Origin of the sequence: Mycobacterium asiaticum (assembly GCF_001673315.1) — a bacterium.
GTDB lineage: Bacteria > Actinomycetota > Actinomycetes > Mycobacteriales > Mycobacteriaceae > Mycobacterium > Mycobacterium asiaticum_B.
In genome coordinates, this window is the sequence record NZ_LZLQ01000044.1 from 11,655 (window position 1) to 31,387 (window position 19,733).

At 65.1% G+C, this 19,733-nt stretch carries 16 protein-coding genes and 1 pseudogene; 9 read left to right on the plus strand and 8 right to left on the minus strand.

What is annotated here, in order from left to right; all coding sequences use genetic code 11:
• Positions 1-29 precede the first annotated feature (29 nt).
• On the plus strand, positions 30-2,015 hold the full coding sequence (locus A5636_RS07130) for a M13 family metallopeptidase (RefSeq protein ID WP_065157996.1): 1,986 nt from the start codon (positions 30-32) through the stop codon (positions 2,013-2,015).
• On the opposite strand, the gene A5636_RS07135 is transcribed toward A5636_RS07130, so the two are convergent.
• Positions 2,012-4,267 carry a molybdopterin-dependent oxidoreductase gene (locus tag A5636_RS07135; RefSeq protein WP_065157997.1) on the minus strand — a complete coding sequence of 752 codons (2,256 nt, stop codon included), beginning with the start codon at positions 4,265-4,267 and terminating at the stop codon, positions 2,012-2,014. The genes A5636_RS07130 and A5636_RS07135 overlap by 4 nt on opposite strands.
• A complete protein-coding gene (locus tag A5636_RS07140; RefSeq protein ID WP_065157998.1) occupies positions 4,264-4,839 on the minus strand; it encodes a TetR/AcrR family transcriptional regulator in 576 nt (191 codons plus the stop codon). The genes A5636_RS07135 and A5636_RS07140 overlap by 4 nt, the downstream gene beginning before the upstream one ends.
• Before the next feature lie 254 nt (positions 4,840-5,093).
• Here A5636_RS07140 and A5636_RS07145 point away from each other — a divergent pair.
• Positions 5,094-6,500 (plus strand): annotated as a pseudogene (locus A5636_RS07145) (hydroxysqualene dehydroxylase); the annotation flags it as partial.
• Positions 6,501-6,586: 86 nt separating this feature from the next.
• Entirely contained in the window at positions 6,587-6,787 is a 201-nt protein-coding gene (locus A5636_RS27145) for a hypothetical protein (protein WP_253900526.1), read from the plus strand.
• Positions 6,788-6,866: 79 nt separating this feature from the next.
• Here the strand turns inward: A5636_RS27145 and A5636_RS07150 are convergent, their stop codons facing one another.
• Both A5636_RS07150 and A5636_RS07155 read right to left on the minus strand, forming a co-directional pair.
• Positions 6,867-8,009: an acyl-CoA dehydrogenase family protein gene (locus A5636_RS07150; protein WP_155763677.1), complete on the minus strand. Its 1,143-nt coding sequence runs from the start codon at positions 8,007-8,009 to the stop codon at positions 6,867-6,869.
• Between the two features lie 75 nt (positions 8,010-8,084).
• Positions 8,085-8,720 carry a TetR/AcrR family transcriptional regulator gene (locus tag A5636_RS07155; RefSeq protein ID WP_065158000.1) on the minus strand — a complete coding sequence of 212 codons (636 nt, stop codon included), beginning with the start codon at positions 8,718-8,720 and terminating at the stop codon, positions 8,085-8,087.
• A gap of 173 nt (positions 8,721-8,893) precedes the next feature.
• Here A5636_RS07155 and A5636_RS07160 point away from each other — a divergent pair, with 173 nt between their 5' ends.
• From A5636_RS07160 to A5636_RS07180, 5 genes are all read left to right on the plus strand, one after another.
• Positions 8,894-9,790, plus strand: coding sequence for an alpha/beta hydrolase (locus A5636_RS07160; protein ID WP_437339811.1), 897 nt, complete (start codon positions 8,894-8,896; stop codon positions 9,788-9,790).
• Positions 9,791-9,881: 91 nt separating this feature from the next.
• On the plus strand, positions 9,882-10,739 hold the full coding sequence (locus A5636_RS07165; RefSeq protein WP_065158010.1) for an SDR family NAD(P)-dependent oxidoreductase: 858 nt from the start codon (positions 9,882-9,884) through the stop codon (positions 10,737-10,739).
• A gap of 37 nt (positions 10,740-10,776) precedes the next feature.
• Entirely contained in the window at positions 10,777-11,697 is a 921-nt protein-coding gene (locus tag A5636_RS07170) for a reductase (protein ID WP_065158001.1), read from the plus strand.
• Between the two features lie 15 nt (positions 11,698-11,712).
• A complete protein-coding gene (locus A5636_RS07175) occupies positions 11,713-13,197 on the plus strand; it encodes a flavin-containing monooxygenase (RefSeq protein WP_065158002.1) in 1,485 nt (494 codons plus the stop codon).
• Positions 13,198-13,206: 9 nt separating this feature from the next.
• Positions 13,207-13,983 (plus strand): MerR family transcriptional regulator, encoded by a 777-nt coding sequence (locus tag A5636_RS07180; RefSeq protein WP_065158003.1) that lies wholly within the window; start codon positions 13,207-13,209, stop codon positions 13,981-13,983.
• A 6-nt stretch (positions 13,984-13,989) separates the two neighbouring features.
• On the opposite strand, the gene A5636_RS07185 is transcribed toward A5636_RS07180, so the two are convergent.
• From A5636_RS07185 to A5636_RS07200, 4 genes are all read right to left on the minus strand, one after another.
• A complete protein-coding gene (locus A5636_RS07185; RefSeq protein WP_065158011.1) occupies positions 13,990-14,883 on the minus strand; it encodes a L,D-transpeptidase in 894 nt (297 codons plus the stop codon).
• Positions 14,884-14,904: 21 nt separating this feature from the next.
• Positions 14,905-15,936: a L,D-transpeptidase gene (locus A5636_RS07190; RefSeq protein ID WP_065158004.1), complete on the minus strand. Its 1,032-nt coding sequence runs from the start codon at positions 15,934-15,936 to the stop codon at positions 14,905-14,907.
• A gap of 116 nt (positions 15,937-16,052) precedes the next feature.
• Positions 16,053-17,300, minus strand: a complete 1,248-nt coding sequence (locus tag A5636_RS07195; protein ID WP_065158005.1) for an MFS transporter — start codon at positions 17,298-17,300, stop codon at positions 16,053-16,055.
• 83 nt (positions 17,301-17,383) lie between these two features.
• The gene (locus A5636_RS07200; RefSeq protein WP_065158006.1) at positions 17,384-17,674 is read right to left on the minus strand and encodes a metal-sensitive transcriptional regulator; all 291 of its coding nucleotides are present in this window, start codon (positions 17,672-17,674) and stop codon (positions 17,384-17,386) included.
• Between the two features lie 124 nt (positions 17,675-17,798).
• Here A5636_RS07200 and ilvD point away from each other — a divergent pair, with 124 nt between their 5' ends.
• On the plus strand, positions 17,799-19,505 hold the full coding sequence (gene ilvD / locus A5636_RS07205; protein WP_065158007.1) for a dihydroxy-acid dehydratase: 1,707 nt from the start codon (positions 17,799-17,801) through the stop codon (positions 19,503-19,505).
• Positions 19,506-19,733 lie beyond the last annotated feature (228 nt).

The window sequence follows — 19,733 nt, forward strand, 5'->3', positions numbered from 1 at the left end:
CACCCGAAAACTGATGGAAGGATGGCGGGGTGACAGTAGAGGCCATTCGCTCGGGGATCGACCTGAGCCACGTCGACGCCAGCGCCCGCCCCCAGGACGACCTGTTCGGTCACGTGAACGGCCGTTGGCTCGCCGAATACGACATTCCCGCTGACCGCGCGACCGACGGCGCCTTCCGGACGTTGTTCGACCGCGCCGAGGAGCAGGTGCGTGACCTGATCATCGAAGCGAGCCGAAGCGGGGCCGCACCGGGCACCGACGAGCAGCGCATCGGCGATCTGTACGCGAGCTTTCTGGACGAGAACGCCGTCGAGGCCCGCGGCCTGCAACCGCTGCACGACGAACTGACCGTTATCGACGACGCCCCCGACCGCAACACGCTGGCCGCGGTAGTGGGCGCCCTGCAACGCACCGGTGTGGGCGGTGGTGTCGGGTTCTACGTCGACACCGATTCCAAGAACTCCAGCCGCTACCTGGTGCACTTCAGCCAATCCGGTATCGGGTTGCCCGACGAGTCCTACTACCGCGACGAGCAGCACGGGGCGGTCCTGGCCGCCTACCCCGGTCACATCGCCCGGATGTTCGCTCTGGTGTACGGCGGGGACTCGCAGGATCACGCCGACACCGCGGCCCGCATTGTGGCGATGGAGAGCAAGCTCGCCGCCGCCCACTGGGACGTGGTCAAGCGCCGCGATGCCGAATTGACCTACAACCTGCGTACCTTCGCCGAACTACAGCGCGAGGGCGCCGGATTCGACTGGGCGGGCTGGGTAACCGGCTTGGGCAGCACAACCGACGCTGTCGCCGAAGTTGTTGTGCGCCAACCTGACTACCTCGTTACCTTCGCCGAACTGTGGGACAGTGAAGCCCTCGACGACTGGAAGAGTTGGGCGCGGTGGCGGTTGATCCGAGCCCGCTCGCCCTGGCTGACCGATGCGATGGTCGCCGCGGACTTCGACTTCTACGGCCGCAGGCTCACCGGCACCGAGCAGATCCGGGACCGCTGGAAGCGGGCGGTCGCGCTGGTCGAGACGCTGATGGGCGATGCGGTCGGAAAGCTGTACGTACAGAAGCACTTTCCGCCGGGCGCCAAGGCTCGCATCGATGCGCTGGTGGACAACCTGCGCGAGGCGTATCGGATCAGCATCAGCGACCTGGACTGGATGACGCCGCAGACCCGGGAGCGTGCGCTGACCAAACTGGCCAAGTTCACCGCCAAGGTCGGCTACCCGGCGCACTGGCGGGACTATTCCGCGCTGGTCATCGACCGTGACGACCTTTACGGCAACTATCAGCGTGGCTACGCCGTCGACCACGACCGGGAGATGGCCAAGCTCGGCGGCCCGGTCGACCGCGACGAGTGGTTCATGACGCCGCAAACCGTCAACGCCTACTACAACCCGGGGATGAACGAGATCGTCTTTCCCGCAGCAATTCTGCAGCCGCCCTTCTTCGACGCCGAGGCCGACGACGCCGCGAACTACGGGGGCATCGGCGCGGTGATCGGCCACGAGATCGGGCACGGCTTCGACGACCAGGGCGCCAAGTACGACGGCGACGGCAACCTGGTGGACTGGTGGACCGACGACGACCGCACCGAATTCGGCACCCGCACCAAGGCTTTGATCGAGCAGTACGAGCAGTACACGCCGCGCGAGCTGGCGAACGGCCACCACGTGAACGGCGCCTTTACCGTCGGCGAGAACATCGGTGACCTCGGTGGTCTGTCCATCGCGCTGCTGGCCTACCAGTTGTCGCTGAATGGCGAGCCCGCGCCGGTCATCGACGGCCTGACCGGGGTGCAGCGGGTCTTTTTCGGCTGGGCGCAGGTGTGGCGGACGAAATCCCGTGACGCCGAAGCGATCCGGCGCCTAGCGGTCGACCCGCACTCGCCACCCGAGTTCCGCTGCAACGGCGTGATCCGCAACCTTGACGCGTTCTACGAGGCCTTCGAGGTTTCCGAAGACGACCAGTTGTTCCTGGAACCCCAACGCCGCGTGCGCATCTGGAACTAGCTGCCACCTTTCGACCCGCGAGCCGACGCTGGGCAAGCTTCGATCCGGGCCGGCACATGCTTGTGCCACGGCGTGCCGGCGTACGAATCGCGCCAGTTGGTCGAGGTGAGTGAGTTCGGCGCCACCCCCGGGGTTACCGACAGGCCGTCCTCGCCGACGTAGTCCAGCCCGAAACCGTTGGGCAGTGCGGCATGTCCAGGCTGCATGGTCTCGGTGACTTCGACGGTCGCCTCGGCACTGCCGGCCGCTGTGGTGACCCGGGCCCGCCCGCCGTCGGCCAACCCAAGGGACTGAGCGTCTTCGACGCTGACCCGAAGCGCCCCGTCCACATCGCGTTTACGCCAGGATGGGTCGCGGAAGATGTCGTTGGCGGTGTAGGCGCGCCGCTCCCCCACCGACAGCACGATCGGCAACTCCGTCGTGGTCAATGCGGCCGGCGCGGTGGCAAGCGCGTCGAGATCATCCAGCATTTCCGGGATTTCCAGCGCGATTCTGTGGTCGCTGTGGCTGATCAGCTCGAAGTCGTCCTCGTACTCGTGGACGGTAAAGGTGACACCTGACGGTCCCGCGAGAATTGCGTCGAACAGTGCGTTGCCATCGGTGTGTCCGGCCCGTCGAACAGCGTCGGGGTACGTCATCGCCGTCTTCTGAGCCAGCCCCCATACCGCGGCCGCGCCCGCCATCCCACTCGGCAGGGTGGGGCCCAGTGTCTCGTAGAGCACGTACGGCAACAGTTTCGACATGGTCGGGTTGCCCGCTACCGACCCGAACAACGCCTCGGTGAACGCTTGTCGGTCCTGCAGCGCCGCTTCCCGCAGCGGCCGTAGTTCCGCTTCGTCGATGACGCCGAGCGCGCGCACCAGCCGCGCCCAGATCTCCGGTTCCGGCAGCGTCCCCGGCAGCGGTTCAAGCAGCGGCCGGCGCAGCTGAAAACCGTTGTTCGGGAACTCGAAGTTGAAGAAGGTAGCCTCCGGTTTCTCGAACTGGGATGCCGCCGGCAGCACATAGTGGGCGAGCCTGGCGGTTTCGGTCATCGCGACATCGACTACCACCATGAGTTCCAGCGACTGGAATGCCTCGCGGCACGCCGTCGAGTCGGCCAGCGAGTGCGCGGGATTACCGCTTTCGACGATCATGGCGCGGAACCGGTCCGGATGATCGGTCAGGATCTCCTCCGGCACGGCGTTGGCCGGTATCAGCCCGGCGATGATGGGCGCACCGGTGACCGGGGTCTTGCCGGAGACCGTGCTGAACAAAGGCGCGAATGACGAATGCAGATGCTGGGCACCTCTTTTCGCGAAGTTGCCGGTGAGGATCCACAGCAGCTTGTTGAGGTATGAGCACAGCGTGCTGTTCGGTCCCTGTTGGATGCCGAGGTCTTCGAACACCGCGACGCTGTCGGCACGTGCGATCCGCCGCGCCGCCGCCCGCAGCAGTTCTTCGTCGACGCCGCAGCGTTGCGCAAAGTCGGCGACGGGTACGGCACGTAGCCGAGCACGGACCGGTTCGACTCCGTGCACGTGCTCGGCCAGAAATGCTTCGTCACAGAGGTTCTCCTGGACCAGCACGGCGGCAAGCGCCGCGAGGCACCAGGCGTCGGAACCGGGTCGGACACGCAGATGGAAGTCGGCCATCTTGGCGGTGTCGGTGACGACGGGGTCGATGACGATGATCGACCGCCCCGGGTCCTTGGCAATCTCGTTGAGCACCACCCGGGCCCGCGGGAAGCTCTGCGACATCCACGGGTTCTTGCCGACGAACACCGATACCTCGGCGTGCTCGAACTCCCCGCGGGTGTGACCGCCGTATAACTGTGCGTCAACCCAGGCCTCGCCGGTCTTCTCCTGCGCCAACGCATTCGACCGGTACTTTGCGCCCAGCGCCTTGAGGAAGGCGCCGCTGTAGGCCCCGCCCAGGTGGTTGCCCTGCCCGCCGCCGCCGTAGTAGAAGATCTTCTCGCCACCGTAGGTGTCGCGGATGTGCTTGAAACCTTCGGCGATCTCGACAATCGCGGTGTCCCAGTCGATCTCTTCGAAGCTGCCGTCGGCGCGGCGGCGCAGCGGTGAGGTGAGGCGGGATCGGTTGTTCTGGTAGTGGTCCAACCGCAACGCCTTGTTGCACGTATAGCCCTGCGACCACGGATGCTCTTTGTCGCCCCGGATGCGCGCCAGTTTGCGGTCTTCGACTTGGACCACGATCCCGCAGTTGCATTCGCAGAGGATGCAGGCGGTGTGCTGCCAACCATCGGTCATTGGGGCAGGCTCCTTTCGAATGCCTCGCGCAGCTGACGATGCACGACATCCAGGGGTGTCAGGTCGCGCCGCGCCCGCGCCACCAGCAGGGCACCCTCGAGCGCACTCAGGGCCAGGGTCGCCAATTCCGCGGCGCGTTCGGGCACCAAACCGTCGGCGGTGAAACGCCGCGCCATCAGCTCCGACCAGCGGTCGAACGCCGCGGCTGCGCGCTCGACCACTGGTGCCATCCGGTCGCGGTCCTGCGGCTCGCCTGCCTCCACCGACACGGCAGCGATCGGGCAGCCCGCGCGAAAGTCGGTGTCCAGCAACTGCTGGCGGTACTTCTCGGTCAGCGTGTCGAGCAGTTCGAGGCCTCCGCCGGACGCGGTGATCAGCGCGGCGATGTACTCGCCGGCATAGTCCACCGCTTCACACAGCAGCTGGGTCCGCCCGCCCGGGAAGTGGTGATAGGCCGAACCGCGCGGGGCCCCGCTGTGCGCCAGCACGTCGGAGATCGCGGTGGCGTGCGCGCCGCGTTCCCTGATCAACAGGGCGGCCGACACCACCATCCGTTCGCGTGGGCTTCGCATCACCGGCTCCTGGCAGACCTCGATATGTATGACGCTCTACATACTCGCACGTCTCGGCTCGAATAGCGAGAGGGGCTACTAAAGAGAAATTCGCCGTTCACTTATTGGGCTGAGGACCAGGAAACGCCGATGGCAATCCACTGCAAATACAGAATGACAATTAACTTAAGGGCGTGTCCCGTTCCACTGTGTCACGGCGTTCACTGCTCGCCGCCACCATGGCCGCCGGGACCACAATGGCGTTGACACGTTCAATGCCGGTCACCAACGCGGCGCCCGGCAAGTCGGTGGCGGTGTTCGGGGCGGGTGTTGCCGGTTTGACCGCCGCCCATGAACTTGCCGACCGCGGTTACACGGTCACCGTGTACGAACGAAAGGCCCTCGGCGGCAAGGCGCGGTCGATTCCGGTGCCGAACTCCGGCACGACACCACTGCCGGCCGAGCACGGATTTCGGTTCTTCCCCGGGTTCTACCGCAACGTGACGGATACGATGCGCCGAATCCCGTTCGCGGGGAACAGCAATGGCGTTTGGAACAACCTGACCCGGGCGACGTCGTACCTGCATTCGGGATTGGGCCGCGCCGATCTGACGATCCCGCTGCCCTTTCCGCTGCCCACCGTCCCGAACCCGATCACCCCGAAGGCGTTCATCGAATCGGTGACGACCGTCCTGCAGACGCTGTTCCGCCTGCCGCTGTGGGAGGCCGGCTACGCGGCGCAGAAGCTTGCTGTTTACGTAACCAGTTGCGACGAAAGAAAACTTGGTCAGTGGGACTACCTGACCTGGGAAGACTACATCGGCGCGAACAAGAAGTCCGCCGAGTACAACCGGTATCTCGCCGACGGGATCATCCGTAACCTGGCGGCCTCGAAGTCCAGGGATGCCAGTGCGCATTCGATCGGGCTGGTGGGCGAGGCATCGGTGTGGTCGATCCTGTTGTTCGGCAACGACATCGACTGCAAGGGCTTCGACCGGGTACTGAACGGTCCGACAAGCTCGCAGTGGCTGGACCCGTGGGTGGATCACCTTACCTCACTGGGCGTGACCTTCAGAGTGGGACAAGCACTTTCGCGCTTGACGCCAAATGGCAGGCACATCGCCTCGGCAACTGTGGTCGATGCCAACGGGATCCCACAACCGGTCACCGCGGACTGGTACGTCTCGGCGATCCCCTGCGAGAAACTCGCCACCGTCCTCACCGACGACGTGATCGCCGCCGACCCGGGCCTGGCCAACGTCGCGCAGCTGCGCACGGAGTGGATGAACGGGCTGATGTTCTATCTGCGAGAGCGCGTCGACGTCACCAAGGGCCACGTCAACTACGTCGACTCCGGATGGGGCATTACATCCATCAGCGAAGAGCAATTTTGGAAGCGCAGCCTCACCACCTACGGCGACGGCACCGTCAAGGACTGCCTTTCCGCGATCCTTTCGGACTGGAGTACGCCGGGAAACTTCAACGGCAAGAGCGCGCGCCAGTGCACGCCCACCGAGATCGCCCGAGAAGCGTGGGCCCAGATCAAAGCCCACCTCAACGACACCGGCCACGTGGTCGACGACTCGATGCTGCACTCCTGGTTCCTGGACCCGGCGATCATCGACTCCGGCACCCCCAACGTGCGCAACGACGAACCGTTGTTCATCCAGGATCCGGGCTCCTGGGCGCGGCGACCCAGATCGGGCACCGGCATCGACAATTTGTTCCTGGCCGGGAATGGGTCCAGACCGATCAGAACGTCACCACCATGGAAGGCGCCAACGAAGGTGGACGTCAGGCCGCCAACGCCGTGCTGCACGCATCGGGGCACTCGGGCCGAACCGCCAAGATCGTCACGCTGTTCCAGGCGCCCTGGTGGAAGCCGTTCAAGGCAGCAGATAAAGCGCGCTATCGCGCCGGCAAACCCAACGTGCTGGACCTCATCGACACGCGTCGCCCCGCCCGCTGACCCGGCTCAGCTATCGCGCATGCCCGGCACGTGCCGCCCAGGAAGTACCCGCGCGGTCGTGCCACGCCATGGCCCGTTTCTACAGCGTGCGGGCGATGATCTCCTTCATGATCTCGTTGGTGCCGGCGTAGATCAACTGGACGCGGTTGTCCGCCCACATCCGGGCAATGGGGTACTCGGTCATATAGCCGTACCCGCCGTGCAGCTGCAGGCATTGATCGGCCACGCCCATCGCCCGTTCGGTGGTCCACCATTTGGCCATTGCGACGGTGGGGATATCGAGTTCGCCGCGCAGATGTTTGGTGATGCAGTCGTCGAGAAAGACGCGTGCGATGGTGGTTTCGGTGGCGGCTTCGGCGAGTTTGAACTTGGTGTTCTGGAAGCTGAAGATGGGCTTGCCGAAAGCGTGACGGCTCTTGGTGTACGCGATGGTTTGCGCGACAGCCGATTCCATCCCGGCGACCGACCCCACCGCGATGATGAGCCGCTCCTGAGGTAGCTGCTGCATGAGCTGAATAAAACCTTGGCCCTCGGTGTCCCCCAGCAGGTTGGTGGTGGGGATGCGCACGTCATCGAAGAACAACTCGGAGGTGTCCTGGCCTTTCTGGCCGATCTTGTCCAGGACGCGGCCGCGGCGAAAGCCTGGCCGGTCAGCCTCGACCAGCACCAGCGAGATCCCGCTGGCGGCTTCGTGCACCGCGGTCTTGACGACGACAATGATCAGGTCAGCCTGAGCACCGTTGGTAATGAACGTTTTTGAGCCGTTGACGACGTACTCGTCGTTGTCCCGGATCGCCTTGGTCTTGACGTTCTGCAGATCCGATCCGGTTCCCGGTTCGGTCATGGCGATGGCGCCGACGACCTCTCCCGAGGCCATGCGCGGTAGCCACTTTTGTTTCTGTTCTTCGGTGCCGTAGGCCAACAGGTAGTGCGCAACGATGGTGTTGTGCAGACTGACCCCCCATGAGGTGTCGGCAACGCGGGCCTGCTCCTCGATGAGCACTGCCTCGTGGGCGAAGGTGCCGCCGCCACCGCCGTATTCCTCGGGAATCGACATGCACAGAAGTCCGAGTTCACCCGCCTTGTTCCAGAGGTCACGATCGACGTGGTGTTGCTCGATGAACTTATCGGTGTTGGGTACGACTTCTTTGGCGAGGAAGTCGCGAATCAGTTCGCGCAGGCCGTCGAGTTCTTCGGTCATCCATGCCGAGCGGTGAGACACGTTCTGTAGTTCCTTTCCGAGGGATTCGATTTCGGCCCGTTTAGGCACGGGTCGTGCTTGCGGACGGTTGGTGAGCTAGGCGCCGAGGCCCAATAGGGCAGGTAACAGGTAGCGACGAGCGAAGGTGCGTGCCGCGTCGTCGTCGCCCAGTGCGATGTGCTGAGAGGGCGTGAGTACGAACGACAAGACGATGCGCACCGTTACTTCGGCGATCTCGAGCAATTCGAGTTGAGTGCGGTCGTCGTTGGGAAGTTCTGTGGAGATTTGACGGGCCAGGAACGCCGATGCCGTCTGCATGGTGTTCGACCCTTCGGTGGTCAAGAAGGGAAGCACCGCTTCGGGTTCGGTGCTCAGTAGGCGCTGCAGCAGGGTGTGTCCACGCAACGTATTGAGGACGAAGACGAAACCTTCGACGAACTTGCTCTCCACAGTGGATTGCCGGCCCGCGTAGGCCTCGAGGTCGCGCAGGAATGTCTCGAGTTCGCGAAGTAGCACCGCTTCGATGATGGCGTCTTTGCTGGCGAAATACCGGTAGAGCGTGACACGGGAGAGCCCCGATCGTCGGGTGATGTCTTCAACGGTTGAGCGGTTGATGCCGAAGACCTCGAACTGTCTCAGCGCGGCGTCCAGGATGCGCTCGGCGGTCTTCCCCTCCGCCGGTACCGACCCGACCTTCTGTACGGCTTTGGCGAGCAGTCCGCCGTATTTCATCGCCTGAGCACCCAACTTGAAACAAACACACCGATAATGTTACATCGATACATATGCAACACAACGCTGTAGTGCATCCGGCGGACGGTGAGCCTTTGCTCAAGCCGTCGGCCCTGCCAGACGCCCGGCCGAGTCGGCGCAGTAAAGCCCTGTTCGCGGTGAGTCGTTCCACGATGCGGCCGCTGGCCGGGGTGCTACCAGGAAATTCGCTGGGCGTGGCCGGGTTGGATGCGACGCTGCGGGTGTTTCTGGCCGCCGCGTCCGCTCCGCGGCGTGGCTTGCGCATCACACCAGTCGACGTACCGGGCCCAGACGGTCGGATTCGCGGGGAGTGGGTGTGTGCACCCGGTGTGGATCCAGGTGCGGCTGCGGTTCTCTACATTCACGGCGGAGCCTTCGTGGCGTGTTCACCGCGAACTCATCGCGGACTGATCGGGGAACTGTCGGCCGAAGCGCGCCGTCCGGTATTCGCCGTCGAGTACCGCAAGGCGCCGCTCTACCCTTTTCCGCACGCGGTGGAAGACGCGGCCAGGGCCTACCACTGGTTGACCGCCTCCGGCCGGGCCGTTGCGGTGGCCGGCGACTCGGCCGGCGGCCAGCTCGCGGTGGCGACCACCCTGGCCGCGCGTCGGCGCGGCCTGCCGGCACCCGCGGCGGTGCTGTTGTTCTCCCCGGCACTCGATCTGACCGGCGGACTGGCCTCCAGCAGAGACCTGCGCCGACGTGACGCGTTCGCCCCTGCCCGCCGGGTGGGATCCACGTTCGCGTTCTACATCGGCGACACGGACCCTCGCCACGAATTGCTGGACGTGCTCCACGCCGACGTGGCGGGATTCCCGCCGACGATGATCCACGTCGGGGGCACAGAAATGCTGCTCGACGATGCCCGCACCTTCGCTGCTCAGTTGCGCAAAGCCGGTGCTGCGGCCAGTCTGCACGTCGCGCGCGGACAAATTCACGTCTTTCCAGCGATGTTCCGCACCATTCCAGAGGCCAGAACCGCGCTGCGTGAGGGCGGCGAATTCCTGGCCACCGCCCTCCCCTTGCACCCGTCAGGCTTGACCGTCTGACATCGCCATTACTCAATGGCACATTGACAAATGTCATAGTGAATGATCGTCTAGTGGTGTGCTTCCACCTATCCGGAAGGTTCTTGCTTTGGTGCCCGTCAGCGCATGGCCCGTCAGTCTCCTTCGCGGCCAAGGCCGTTCGGCCAAGACAAAGGCGGTGGTCACCGGCGCAGGTAGCGGCATCGGGCGATCGTTCGCACTGGAGCTCGCTCGGCGCGGCGGCGAGGTCATCTGCGCCGACATCGACGCCGAACGCGCGCTCGCGACAGCCGAGCTGATCAATCAGCTCGGGCGGGGCAGGGGTTACGACATGCAATGCGACGTGTCGGACCGCAGTGCCATCGAGTTGTTGGCCAAGCAGGCGCAGAGCGTCTTCGACGGCGCACCGACATTGGTGATCAACAACGCCGGTGTCGGCATCGGGGGAAAGCCCGTCGGCGAGATCGGGATCGAGGACTGGGCCTGGGCACTCAGCATCAACTTGTGGGGTGTGGTGTACGGCTGCGAGGTCTTCACCCCGATCCTGCGGGAGGCAGGCCGCGGCGGGATCATCAACGTGGCCTCGGCCGCGGGGTTCGCGGCTGCTCCGTCGATGGCGGCCTACAACGTATCCAAGGCCGGTGTCATGTCACTGTCGGAAACTCTGGCCGCCGAACTGCAGGGCACCGGCATCAAAGTCACCGTGCTGTGCCCAACCTTCGTGAAGACCAACGTTTTCCAGGATGGTCGCATCACGCCCGGCTCGATGAGCCTGAGCCAGCAGCTGGCGCGCTGGACCGGTCTGTCGGCCGACAACGTCGCGGTGCGCACCCTGGATGCGCACGACCGCGGCCGGCTGTACGTAGTGCCGCAGATCGACGCCAGACTCATTTGGCGACTCAAGCGGTACTTCCCGGGATTGTTCGTACAAGGTGCCGGGTTGCTCGGCCGCATCCTGCCCCAAGACTGAACTCGGACTGAATCACTCGCGAAAGGATTGATTGATCGTGGCGATGGATCTGGACAACATGCTGCAGATGATCAAGGACAAGCAGTGGGCCCTGGTCGACATCGACTGGGACGCACCGGGAGCCGAACTGATCGAGCCGGAGCTGTGGACGAAGCTCAAGCCGTTCCTCACCGACCTGATGTGGATCGAGAACGTCGGTGCGCGTGGGTTTGCCGCGTTGGCCAAAAAAGCCCCGAACCCGACGCTGAAGAGCATCTACGAGCACTTCCACGCCGAGGAGCAGAAGCACGCGAACGCCGAACTCGCACTCATGCGCAGGTGGGGAATGCTGGACGGAGACGAAATCCCCAAGCCAAATGTCAACGTGCAGTTGATCATCAACTTCTTGGACAAACACGCAGACGACATGACATTGCCCTTCCTCGGCACGGTGATCCCGATGCTCGAGTCGGCACTCGACGGCGCGCTGATCAAGTTCATCACCGACGAGGTAAAAGACCCGGTGGCACAAGAGGTTTTCCGGCGGATCAACTCCGATGAATCCCGGCACCTAGCGGTCGACTTCGAGGTGATCGATCTACTGGGGCACTCCACGATGCGCAGAATGCTCATCGACACGGCGGCGGGCTGGCTCAACCCCCAGATTTTGATCGGCATTCTGAGCTACTTCGCGCTGCTGAACAAGATGCGCGACAACATCGTTGCGATGGGCGTGAACGAGCAGCGCCTGCACGCGGCGGTGCGCCGATTCCAATCTGTCGGTGAGCGCAGCGCATTCGCCCGCCAATTGCCGATGTATCGAATCGTCTCCTGGCACGGCAAGAAGGTGATCGACCGCACCTCCAAGTACCACTGGATCGCCGACTCGCTGGTCAAGGCCACCAGCGTCATCCCGATGCGGCTGGTGCACCGCACGCCCACCTGGTCGCAGGAACTGACCTATGAACCGGTCGCGTAAAGGAGCAACCACGACATGACGATCTCTGTAGCCATCATCGGTGCCGGCTTTGCCGGCATCGGCGCCGCGATCCGCCTCAAAGACCAAGGCATCACCGACTTCGTGATCTTCGAACGCGATACCCGGGTAGGGGGCACCTGGCGGGACAACACGTATCCCGGTGCGGCGTGCGACATTCCGTCTCGACTGTACTCGTTCAGCTTCGCACCCAACCCGGACTGGTCCCGCACCTACTCGGGCAGCGCCGAGATTCTGCAGTACATCGACGGCATGGTCGAATCCCGCGGCATCGAAGCACATATCCGGTTCACGCACAATGTCACCGGCGTCGTCTACGACGAGGATGCGGGCGAGTGGACCGTCAATCTGGCAGACCGCGAACCGGTCCGCGCCCGCACGGTGATCGTCGCCTCGGGACCGCTGTCGAATGCGAGCTTCCCGGACCTCCCGGGTATCGACACCTATGAGGGACACAAAATCCACAGTGCCCGTTGGGATCACGACTATGACTTCACCGGCAAGAAGGTTGCGGTCATCGGTACCGGGGCCAGCGGTGTGCAGATCATCCCGGAATTGGTCCGGGTGGCGCAGTCGGTCAAGGTATTTCAACGCACCCCCGGGTGGGTGCTGCCGAAGGCCAACGGCGAGGTCAGCGGATGGGTCAAGCGTCTGCACAGGCAGGTACCACTGGTCCGGAAGCTGGCCAGGTCCGCCTGGTACTGGGGGCATGAATCGGTCGCGCTTGGCGTGGTGTGGGATACCCCGTTCACCCGGCTGGTCGAGGCCGTGAGCCTGGCCAATCTGCGTGTGCAGGTGCGTGATCCGTGGCTGCGGCGCCAACTGACACCGGACTTTTCCGCCGGTTGCAAGCGGCTGCTGATGACCAGCGATTACTACCCGGCGCTGCAGGCCGAAAACTGCAAACTGGTGACGTGGCCGATCGCACGGCTGTCGCCCCGGGGAATCCGAACGGTCGAAGGTATCGAGCACCAGTTCGACGCCATCGTGTTCGCCACCGGTTTCGACGTGTCCACGACGGGCTCCCCGTTCCCGGTCACCGGCCTCGACGGCAGGGACCTGGCGTCGGAGTGGCGCAACGGCGCCTACGCCTACCGCAGCGTGGCCGTATCCGGTTATCCCAACTTGTATTTCACCTTCGGGCCGAACTCCGGTCCGGGTCACAACTCGGCCCTGGTGTACATGGAAGCGCAGATCGACTACATCGTCGCGGCGATCTCCACATTGCTGAAGGCCGGTTGGAAGTCGATCGACGTCCGCCCCGAGGTGCAGGACCGGTACAACGAGGACATCCAGCGGCGGCTGCAAACCACCACGTGGAACTCCGGTTGCCAGAGCTGGTATCTGACCGAGGACGGCTTCAACGCCACCATGTATCCCGGCTTTGCCACTCAGTACGTCAAGCAACTCCGGACACTGGAACTGCAGGACTACCAGATCACCGTCTCGCTGAACAGCGTCGATCCGGTTCTCACCGGATAGGCTGCCAGGGTGGCCGAGTACCGGATCGATGACCTCGCGCGAGAAGCGGGGACAACGACTCGTAACGTGCGGGTCTACCAGGAGAACGGCCTGCTGGCTCGGCCGCAGCGGCGAGGCCGGGTATCGATCTACACTGACCGGCACCTCAGCCAGTTGCGGGCGGTGACCCGACTGCTCAAAGAAGGTTTCACCGTCAAGCACATCCTGAAGTTCGTGACCGGCCTACAGAGCGGTCAGGAACTGGTCGAGGTGCTGAACCTGGCCGATCTGGGCGAATTGGTGACCTCGCCGTGGTCACATCCGGAGTCTCGAGTCATGTCGATTGACCAATTGCAGGACAAGCTCGGGCCTCTGGATGCCAAGACGCTACGCCGCCTGTGCAGCAGCGGGGTGATCGAACCAAACGATGACGGCGAGGGCTATCTGGTACCTGACCGCCGGATTGTCGACGACTTCGCGTCGCTCGTGTCGCGCGGTATGCCGCTGGCGGCCATCTTGACGACCTCAGCGGCTGTGGACAAGAAACTCGATGACGCTGCGCGTGCGCTGGCCCGTCACGGACACACCGAAGTCGTCCGGCAACGCGGAAGCGGCTGGTACCCCACCAACGATGCTGAATTAGCTTGGGCCGCAGACCTTATCGATGTCATGCGCCGGGTGGCGAGGCGTTCCGCCCACGCCAGTCTGGACCGGGCACTGGACGCGGCGGTCCGCGCCGAGATGCGCCAGTACCGTCGCGCGGCCGAAGATTCCGGTGCCCCGGACGTTACGGCGGCCAGTCGATAAAGCGGCTCAGCTCATCCAGTCGTTGGACCCGTCGTTGCGGGTGTAGGTGCCGACCGAGTTCTTGACGATGATCGGGTCGCCGGGTCCGAAGTTGGTGAAGAACCACTTCGCGTTGGCCGGGCTCAGGTTGATGCAGCCGTGGCTGACATCACGCCGGCCCTGGTCGTCGACCGACCACGGCGCGCTGTGCACGAAGTTGCCGCTGTTGTCGAAGCGGACGGCGTCGGCGACGGTGATCTTGTAGCCGTTCGCGGAGTTGACCGGGACTCCGTATGTCGAGGAATCCATCACCACCGACGCCATCTTCTCTTGCACGTAGTAGGTGCCGTTGGCGGTCTGGTGGCCACCTGACGCCATTCCCATGGACATCGGGAAAGTCTGCACCACAGCGCCGTTGCGTGCGACGGTCAATTGGTGGGTGGCGTCGTCGGCGGTGGCGATCAGCTGATCGCCGGTGCGGAAGCTCGACACGGTGCCGCCCGCGTCGACAGTCACGTCAGTGTGGGCGGGCCAGAAACTGAAGGGCCGCCAGCGCAGCTGGGTGGGGGTCTGCCAGTAGAACTTGCCCTCCACCGGCGGCGTCGACGTCACCCGGATTGCGCCTTCGGCGGCGCCGGCGTCGTCCACCCGAGCCGGGAAGTCGATGATGATCGGCTGGCCCACCCCCACCGTCGCACCGTTGGCGGGCGCGATGCGCGGCGGGCCGAACGGCGCGGTCCCGACGAACGGGGGCGGTGGCGGTACTTCGCCGGCCGGGACGGCAGGCGGGGCTACCACCCCTGGGTCATCGGGTGCGGGATCGGGATCGGCCAGCGCGGTACCCGCGCTCAGCACCAACATCCAACCGAGCACCGATGCGATTCCGGCGGCCCGCAGAGCTCCGAAGCGGCGTCCCGACATGAACATCCCTCCCGTGCGTCCCTATATCTGCCAGTCTGAGGCACCGTCGGGCTTGTTGTAGGTCCCCACGGAATTCTTGACAACGACGGGGTCGCCGCTGCCGAAGTTGTTGAAGAACCATTTGGCGTTGGCCGGGCTCAAGTTGATGCAGCCGTGACTCACGTTGCGCCGGCCCTGGTCTCCCACCGACCACGGCGCGCTGTGCACGAAGTTGCCGCTGTTGTCGATCCGGACGGCGTCGGAGACGGTCACCTTGTACCCGTTGGCCGAGTTGACGGGCACGCCGTAGGTGGACGAGTCCATCACCACCGAGGCCATCTTCTCCAAGACGTAATACGTGCCGTTCGGGGTCTGGTGGCCGCCGGAGGACATCCCCATCGACATCGGGAAGGTCTGCACCACCGTCCCGTTGCGGGTAATGGTCATCTGGTGCGTGGCGTCATCAGCGGTCGCCACCAACGCGTCCCCGGTGCGGAAGCTGGACTTGGTACCGGCCGCGTCGATGTTCACCGCGGTGTTGGCCGGCCAGAAACTGAGCGGACGCCACCGCAACTGGCTCGGGGTCATCCAGTAGAACTTGCCCGGCACCGGCGGTATCGAGGAGATGTGAACGGCCCGCTCGGCCATGGCCTTGTCGGCGATGGGCACCTGGAAATTGATGATGATCGGCTTGGCCACGCCGACCATCGCGCCGTTCACCGGATTGAAGGACGGCGGCCGAAACGGTGGGTCACCGACGAACGGAGTGGGGTCCTGACCGGCCGCAGTTCCGGACGCGACCGGCACCGCCGCCGGATCGCCGCCGGGCACCGGCGGGAGGGCGAACGGATCGGGAAGCGGGGGCAGCGCCAACGGACCCGGGGCGCCCGGTTCAGCCGGGGCGACCACCGGACCGGGATCCGCCGGTGCGACCACGGGGCCGGGATCGGCCGGTGCGTCTTCCGGGTCTGCCAGTGCGGGACCGGCACCCAACATCAGCACGGCCACGATGCCGCCCCCGTTGAGAGCCGCTACAAACTTCCTCGTGCTGCGGCGTGTAAAGCAGCGCGCCATATCATTCCCCTCCGTCAAATCTCGCCCCAGTCTGGCACAACAGGACCACTCGTTAGCCATTCGGCGGAGGCCGCAAGACCGTTACGAACTGCGGTTCAGGGCGCTGACCTGCAGCGTTAATCACCCTGGGAATTTGGTGAAGCCGGCACCTCGACGATCGACCTGATCGCCGTCATCGCCACTAAAGCGAGACCCATCAACCCCGCCGAAGCGGTAAGCATCATCGCCGCGCTGCGCTCGTACAACAGGCCGCCGGCCAGCGAGCCGGCCATGATTCCCACCTGGAACGCCGTCACATACAAACCCGACGCCCCGTCAGGGTCGTCCGCCCCGGCACGCATCGCCGCGGACTGCAGCATCGGCGGCACGGCGGTGGCCGTGGCACCCCACAGCACGATTGCGCCCGTCCCAATGACCAGCGCCGTCACCGCGGACCGGTGCCAGCCGTAGGCCAACGCGCTGAGCAGCACGAAGGCAGCGGTCAAGCCGACCATGCAGAAGATGATCGCGCCCTTCGGCCGCCGGTCAAGCGGTCGCGCCACCAGCGTCACCGCCAGTACCCCGGCGATGCCGTAGGCGGCGAGCAGCCAGGCGACGTTCGGCCCGCGCACACCGACGATCTGACGGATGATCACCACGATGTAGGTGTAGGAGACGAAATGGCCCGTGACGCCGACCATGGTGACCAGGCTCACCAGGATCAGCCCGCGGTTGCGGTGATGCTTGGCCCGGCGGCCCACATACCGCAGCTGGTCGTCACTCAGCACCATTTCCGGCAGCATCAGCCGGGCGGCCACGGTGACCACCACGGCCGCGACTGTGATGCACACGGCCGCCAGCCGCCAGCTCCACATCAAGCTCAATGCCGCGGTCAGCGGGCTGCCGATCACCAGCGCCAGGCTGGTGCCGACGTAAATGGACATCGTTGCGCGGCCGGCATGACTGGGCGGCACCAGCCGGGTCGCGATCGGAGCGATCACCGACCACAGCAGGCCGTGCGTCACCGCGCACAGCACCCGGCCCGCGGCCAGCACCGCAAAGTTGGGCGCCAGCGCGGAAATCAGCTGCGAGAGTGTCAGGCACACCAGGCTGAGCAGCAACGTCCGGCGCCGCGGCCAGTGCGCGGTCCAGCGCACCAGAGGCACCGTCGTCGCGGCCGCCACCAGGGCGTACCAGGACAGCAGCGTGCCCACCCACACCACGCTGACGTCGAGGTTGCGTGCGATCGCCGAAAGAGCGCCGACCGGCAGCAGTTCGGCGGTGACGTAGATGAACGCCGCCGACGCCAGCACCACAAGTTGACCCGCGATCCGTGGCGTCCACGTTCGCGCGGTGGCGGTGGGTTCGGCAGTCATGGCAGTCATGGTGTGGGAGGCGAGTTGCGCGTTGTACTCACCGTACGCACCGAGCCAGGGCTTTACCCCATTTGCCGGTTCAACACGCCCGGTCAGGAACGGACGAGGCGGGCGATGGCCGCCGAGGCTTCGGCGATCTTGTCGTCGGCGTCGCCGCCGCCCTCGGCCACGGCCCGGGTGACGCAGTGGTTGAGGTGCTCGTCGAGGAGATTCAGCGCTACCGACCGCAGCGCACTGTTGACGGCGCTGATCTGGGTGAGCACGTCAATGCAGTACTTGTCCTCGTCGATCATGCGCGCGATCCCGCGCACCTGACCCTCGATGCGACGCAGCCGTTTGGCGTAGTTGTCCTTCTGCTGCGTGTATCCGTGTGGTGTGGTCATCTGCTCTCCAAACGAATACCGGCCGGGCGGTTCGGTATGTTCTGCGATCCTATACCCCGCTAGGGTATCAGGCCGCGTGGTTAATTGATTTTGGCGCGCTGGCGCCGCACCGCATACTTGCAGCATGGCCCACGCCGCTGAGCAACCTGACATCAAACCCCGCAGTCGCGACGTTACCGACGGTCTGGAGAAGACCGCCGCACGTGGAATGTTGCGGGCGGTAGGGATGGGCGACGAGGACTTCGCCAAGCCGCAGATCGGCGTCGGATCGTCCTGGAACGAGATCACCCCCTGCAACCTGTCGCTGGACCGGCTGGCCAAAGCGGTCAAAGAAGGTGTCTTCCAGGCGGGCGGCTACCCGTTGGAATTCGGCACCATCTCGGTCTCGGACGGCATCTCGATGGGTCATGAGGGGATGCATTTCTCGCTGGTGTCGCGCGAGGTGATCGCGGACAGCGTCGAAACCGTGATGCAGGCCGAGCGTCTCGACGGCTCCGTGCTGTTGGCCGGGTGCGACAAGTCGCTGCCCGGGATGCTGATGGCCGCCGCCCGGTTGGACCTGGCCTCGGTGTTCCTCTACGCCGGTTCGATCCTGCCGGGCGTGGCCAAGTTGTCCGACGGCAGCGAGCGCGAGGTCACCATCATCGACGCGTTCGAGGCAGTGGGCGCGTGCTCGCGTGGACTGATGAGCCGTGAGGATGTCGACGCCATCGAGCGGGCCATCTGTCCCGGCGAGGGAGCGTGCGGCGGTATGTACACCGCCAACACCATGGCCAGCGCCGCCGAGGCCCTGGGTATGTCGCTGCCGGGCAGTGCCGCACCCCCGGCCACCGACCGCCGCCGCGACGGGTTCGCCCGGCGCAGCGGTCAGGCCGTCGTCGAATTGCTGCGCCGGGGCATCACCGCCCGGGACATCCTGACCAGGGAGGCGTTCGAGAACGCCATCGCGGTGGTGATGGCGTTCGGCGGATCGACCAACGCGGTGCTCCACCTGCTGGCCATCGCGCACGAGGCCGAGGTCGAGCTGTCGCTGGACGACTTCAGCCGGGTCGGGTCGAAGGTGCCGCACCTGGCCGACGTCAAGCCGTTCGGTCGGCACGTCATGTCTCACGTCGACCACATCGGCGGGGTGCCGGTGGTGATGAAAGCCCTGCTGGACGCCGGCCTCCTGCACGGCGACTGCCTGACGGTGACCGGCAAGACCGTCGCCGAGAACCTCGCCGATATCGCTCCGCCGGACCCGGACGGCAAGGTGCTGCGCGCGCTCGACAGTCCGATCCACCCGACCGGCGGCATCACCATCCTGCGCGGATCACTCGCGCCGGAAGGCGCGGTGGTCAAGTCGGCCGGGTTCGACTCCGACGTGTTCGAGGGCACGGCAAGGGTTTTCGACGGCGAGCGGGCTGCCCTCGACGCACTCGAGGACGGCACCATAACCAACGGTGATGCGGTGGTGATCCGCTACGAAGGCCCGAAGGGCGGCCCCGGCATGCGCGAGATGCTGGCCATCACCGGCGCGATCAAGGGTGCCGGCCTGGGCAAGGACGTGCTGTTGCTCACCGACGGCCGGTTCTCCGGTGGGACGACCGGGCTGTGCGTAGGCCACGTCGCGCCCGAGGCCGTCGACGCGGGTCCCATCGCGTTCTTGCGCGACGGCGACCGGATCCGTCTCGACGTCGCCAAGCACACCCTCGACGTGCTGGTCGATGCCGACGAATTCGCATCGCGGCAGCAGGGTTTCACTCCCCCACCGCCGCGCTACAAGACCGGCGTGCTGGCCAAGTACGTCAAGCTGGTCGGGTCAGCGGCCGTCGGTGCGGTTTGCGGCTAGCTCGACGGTGAGCGCCCGCGGGGGGTGAGCTCCGGGGTGGGGTGAGCCCCAGAGCCCCGAGCCCCGAGCCGCAGAGCGGCAGTCGCAGAGCAGTAGTCGCAGAAGTCGCAGTCGCAGTCGCAGAAGTCGCAGAAGTCGCAGAAGTCGCAGAAGTCGCATCGAGTGTGACTTGTTGGCTTTGAGTGTGTGGGTACGGCGGCGAAATCGAACAATCCCGACCCTGAGCGC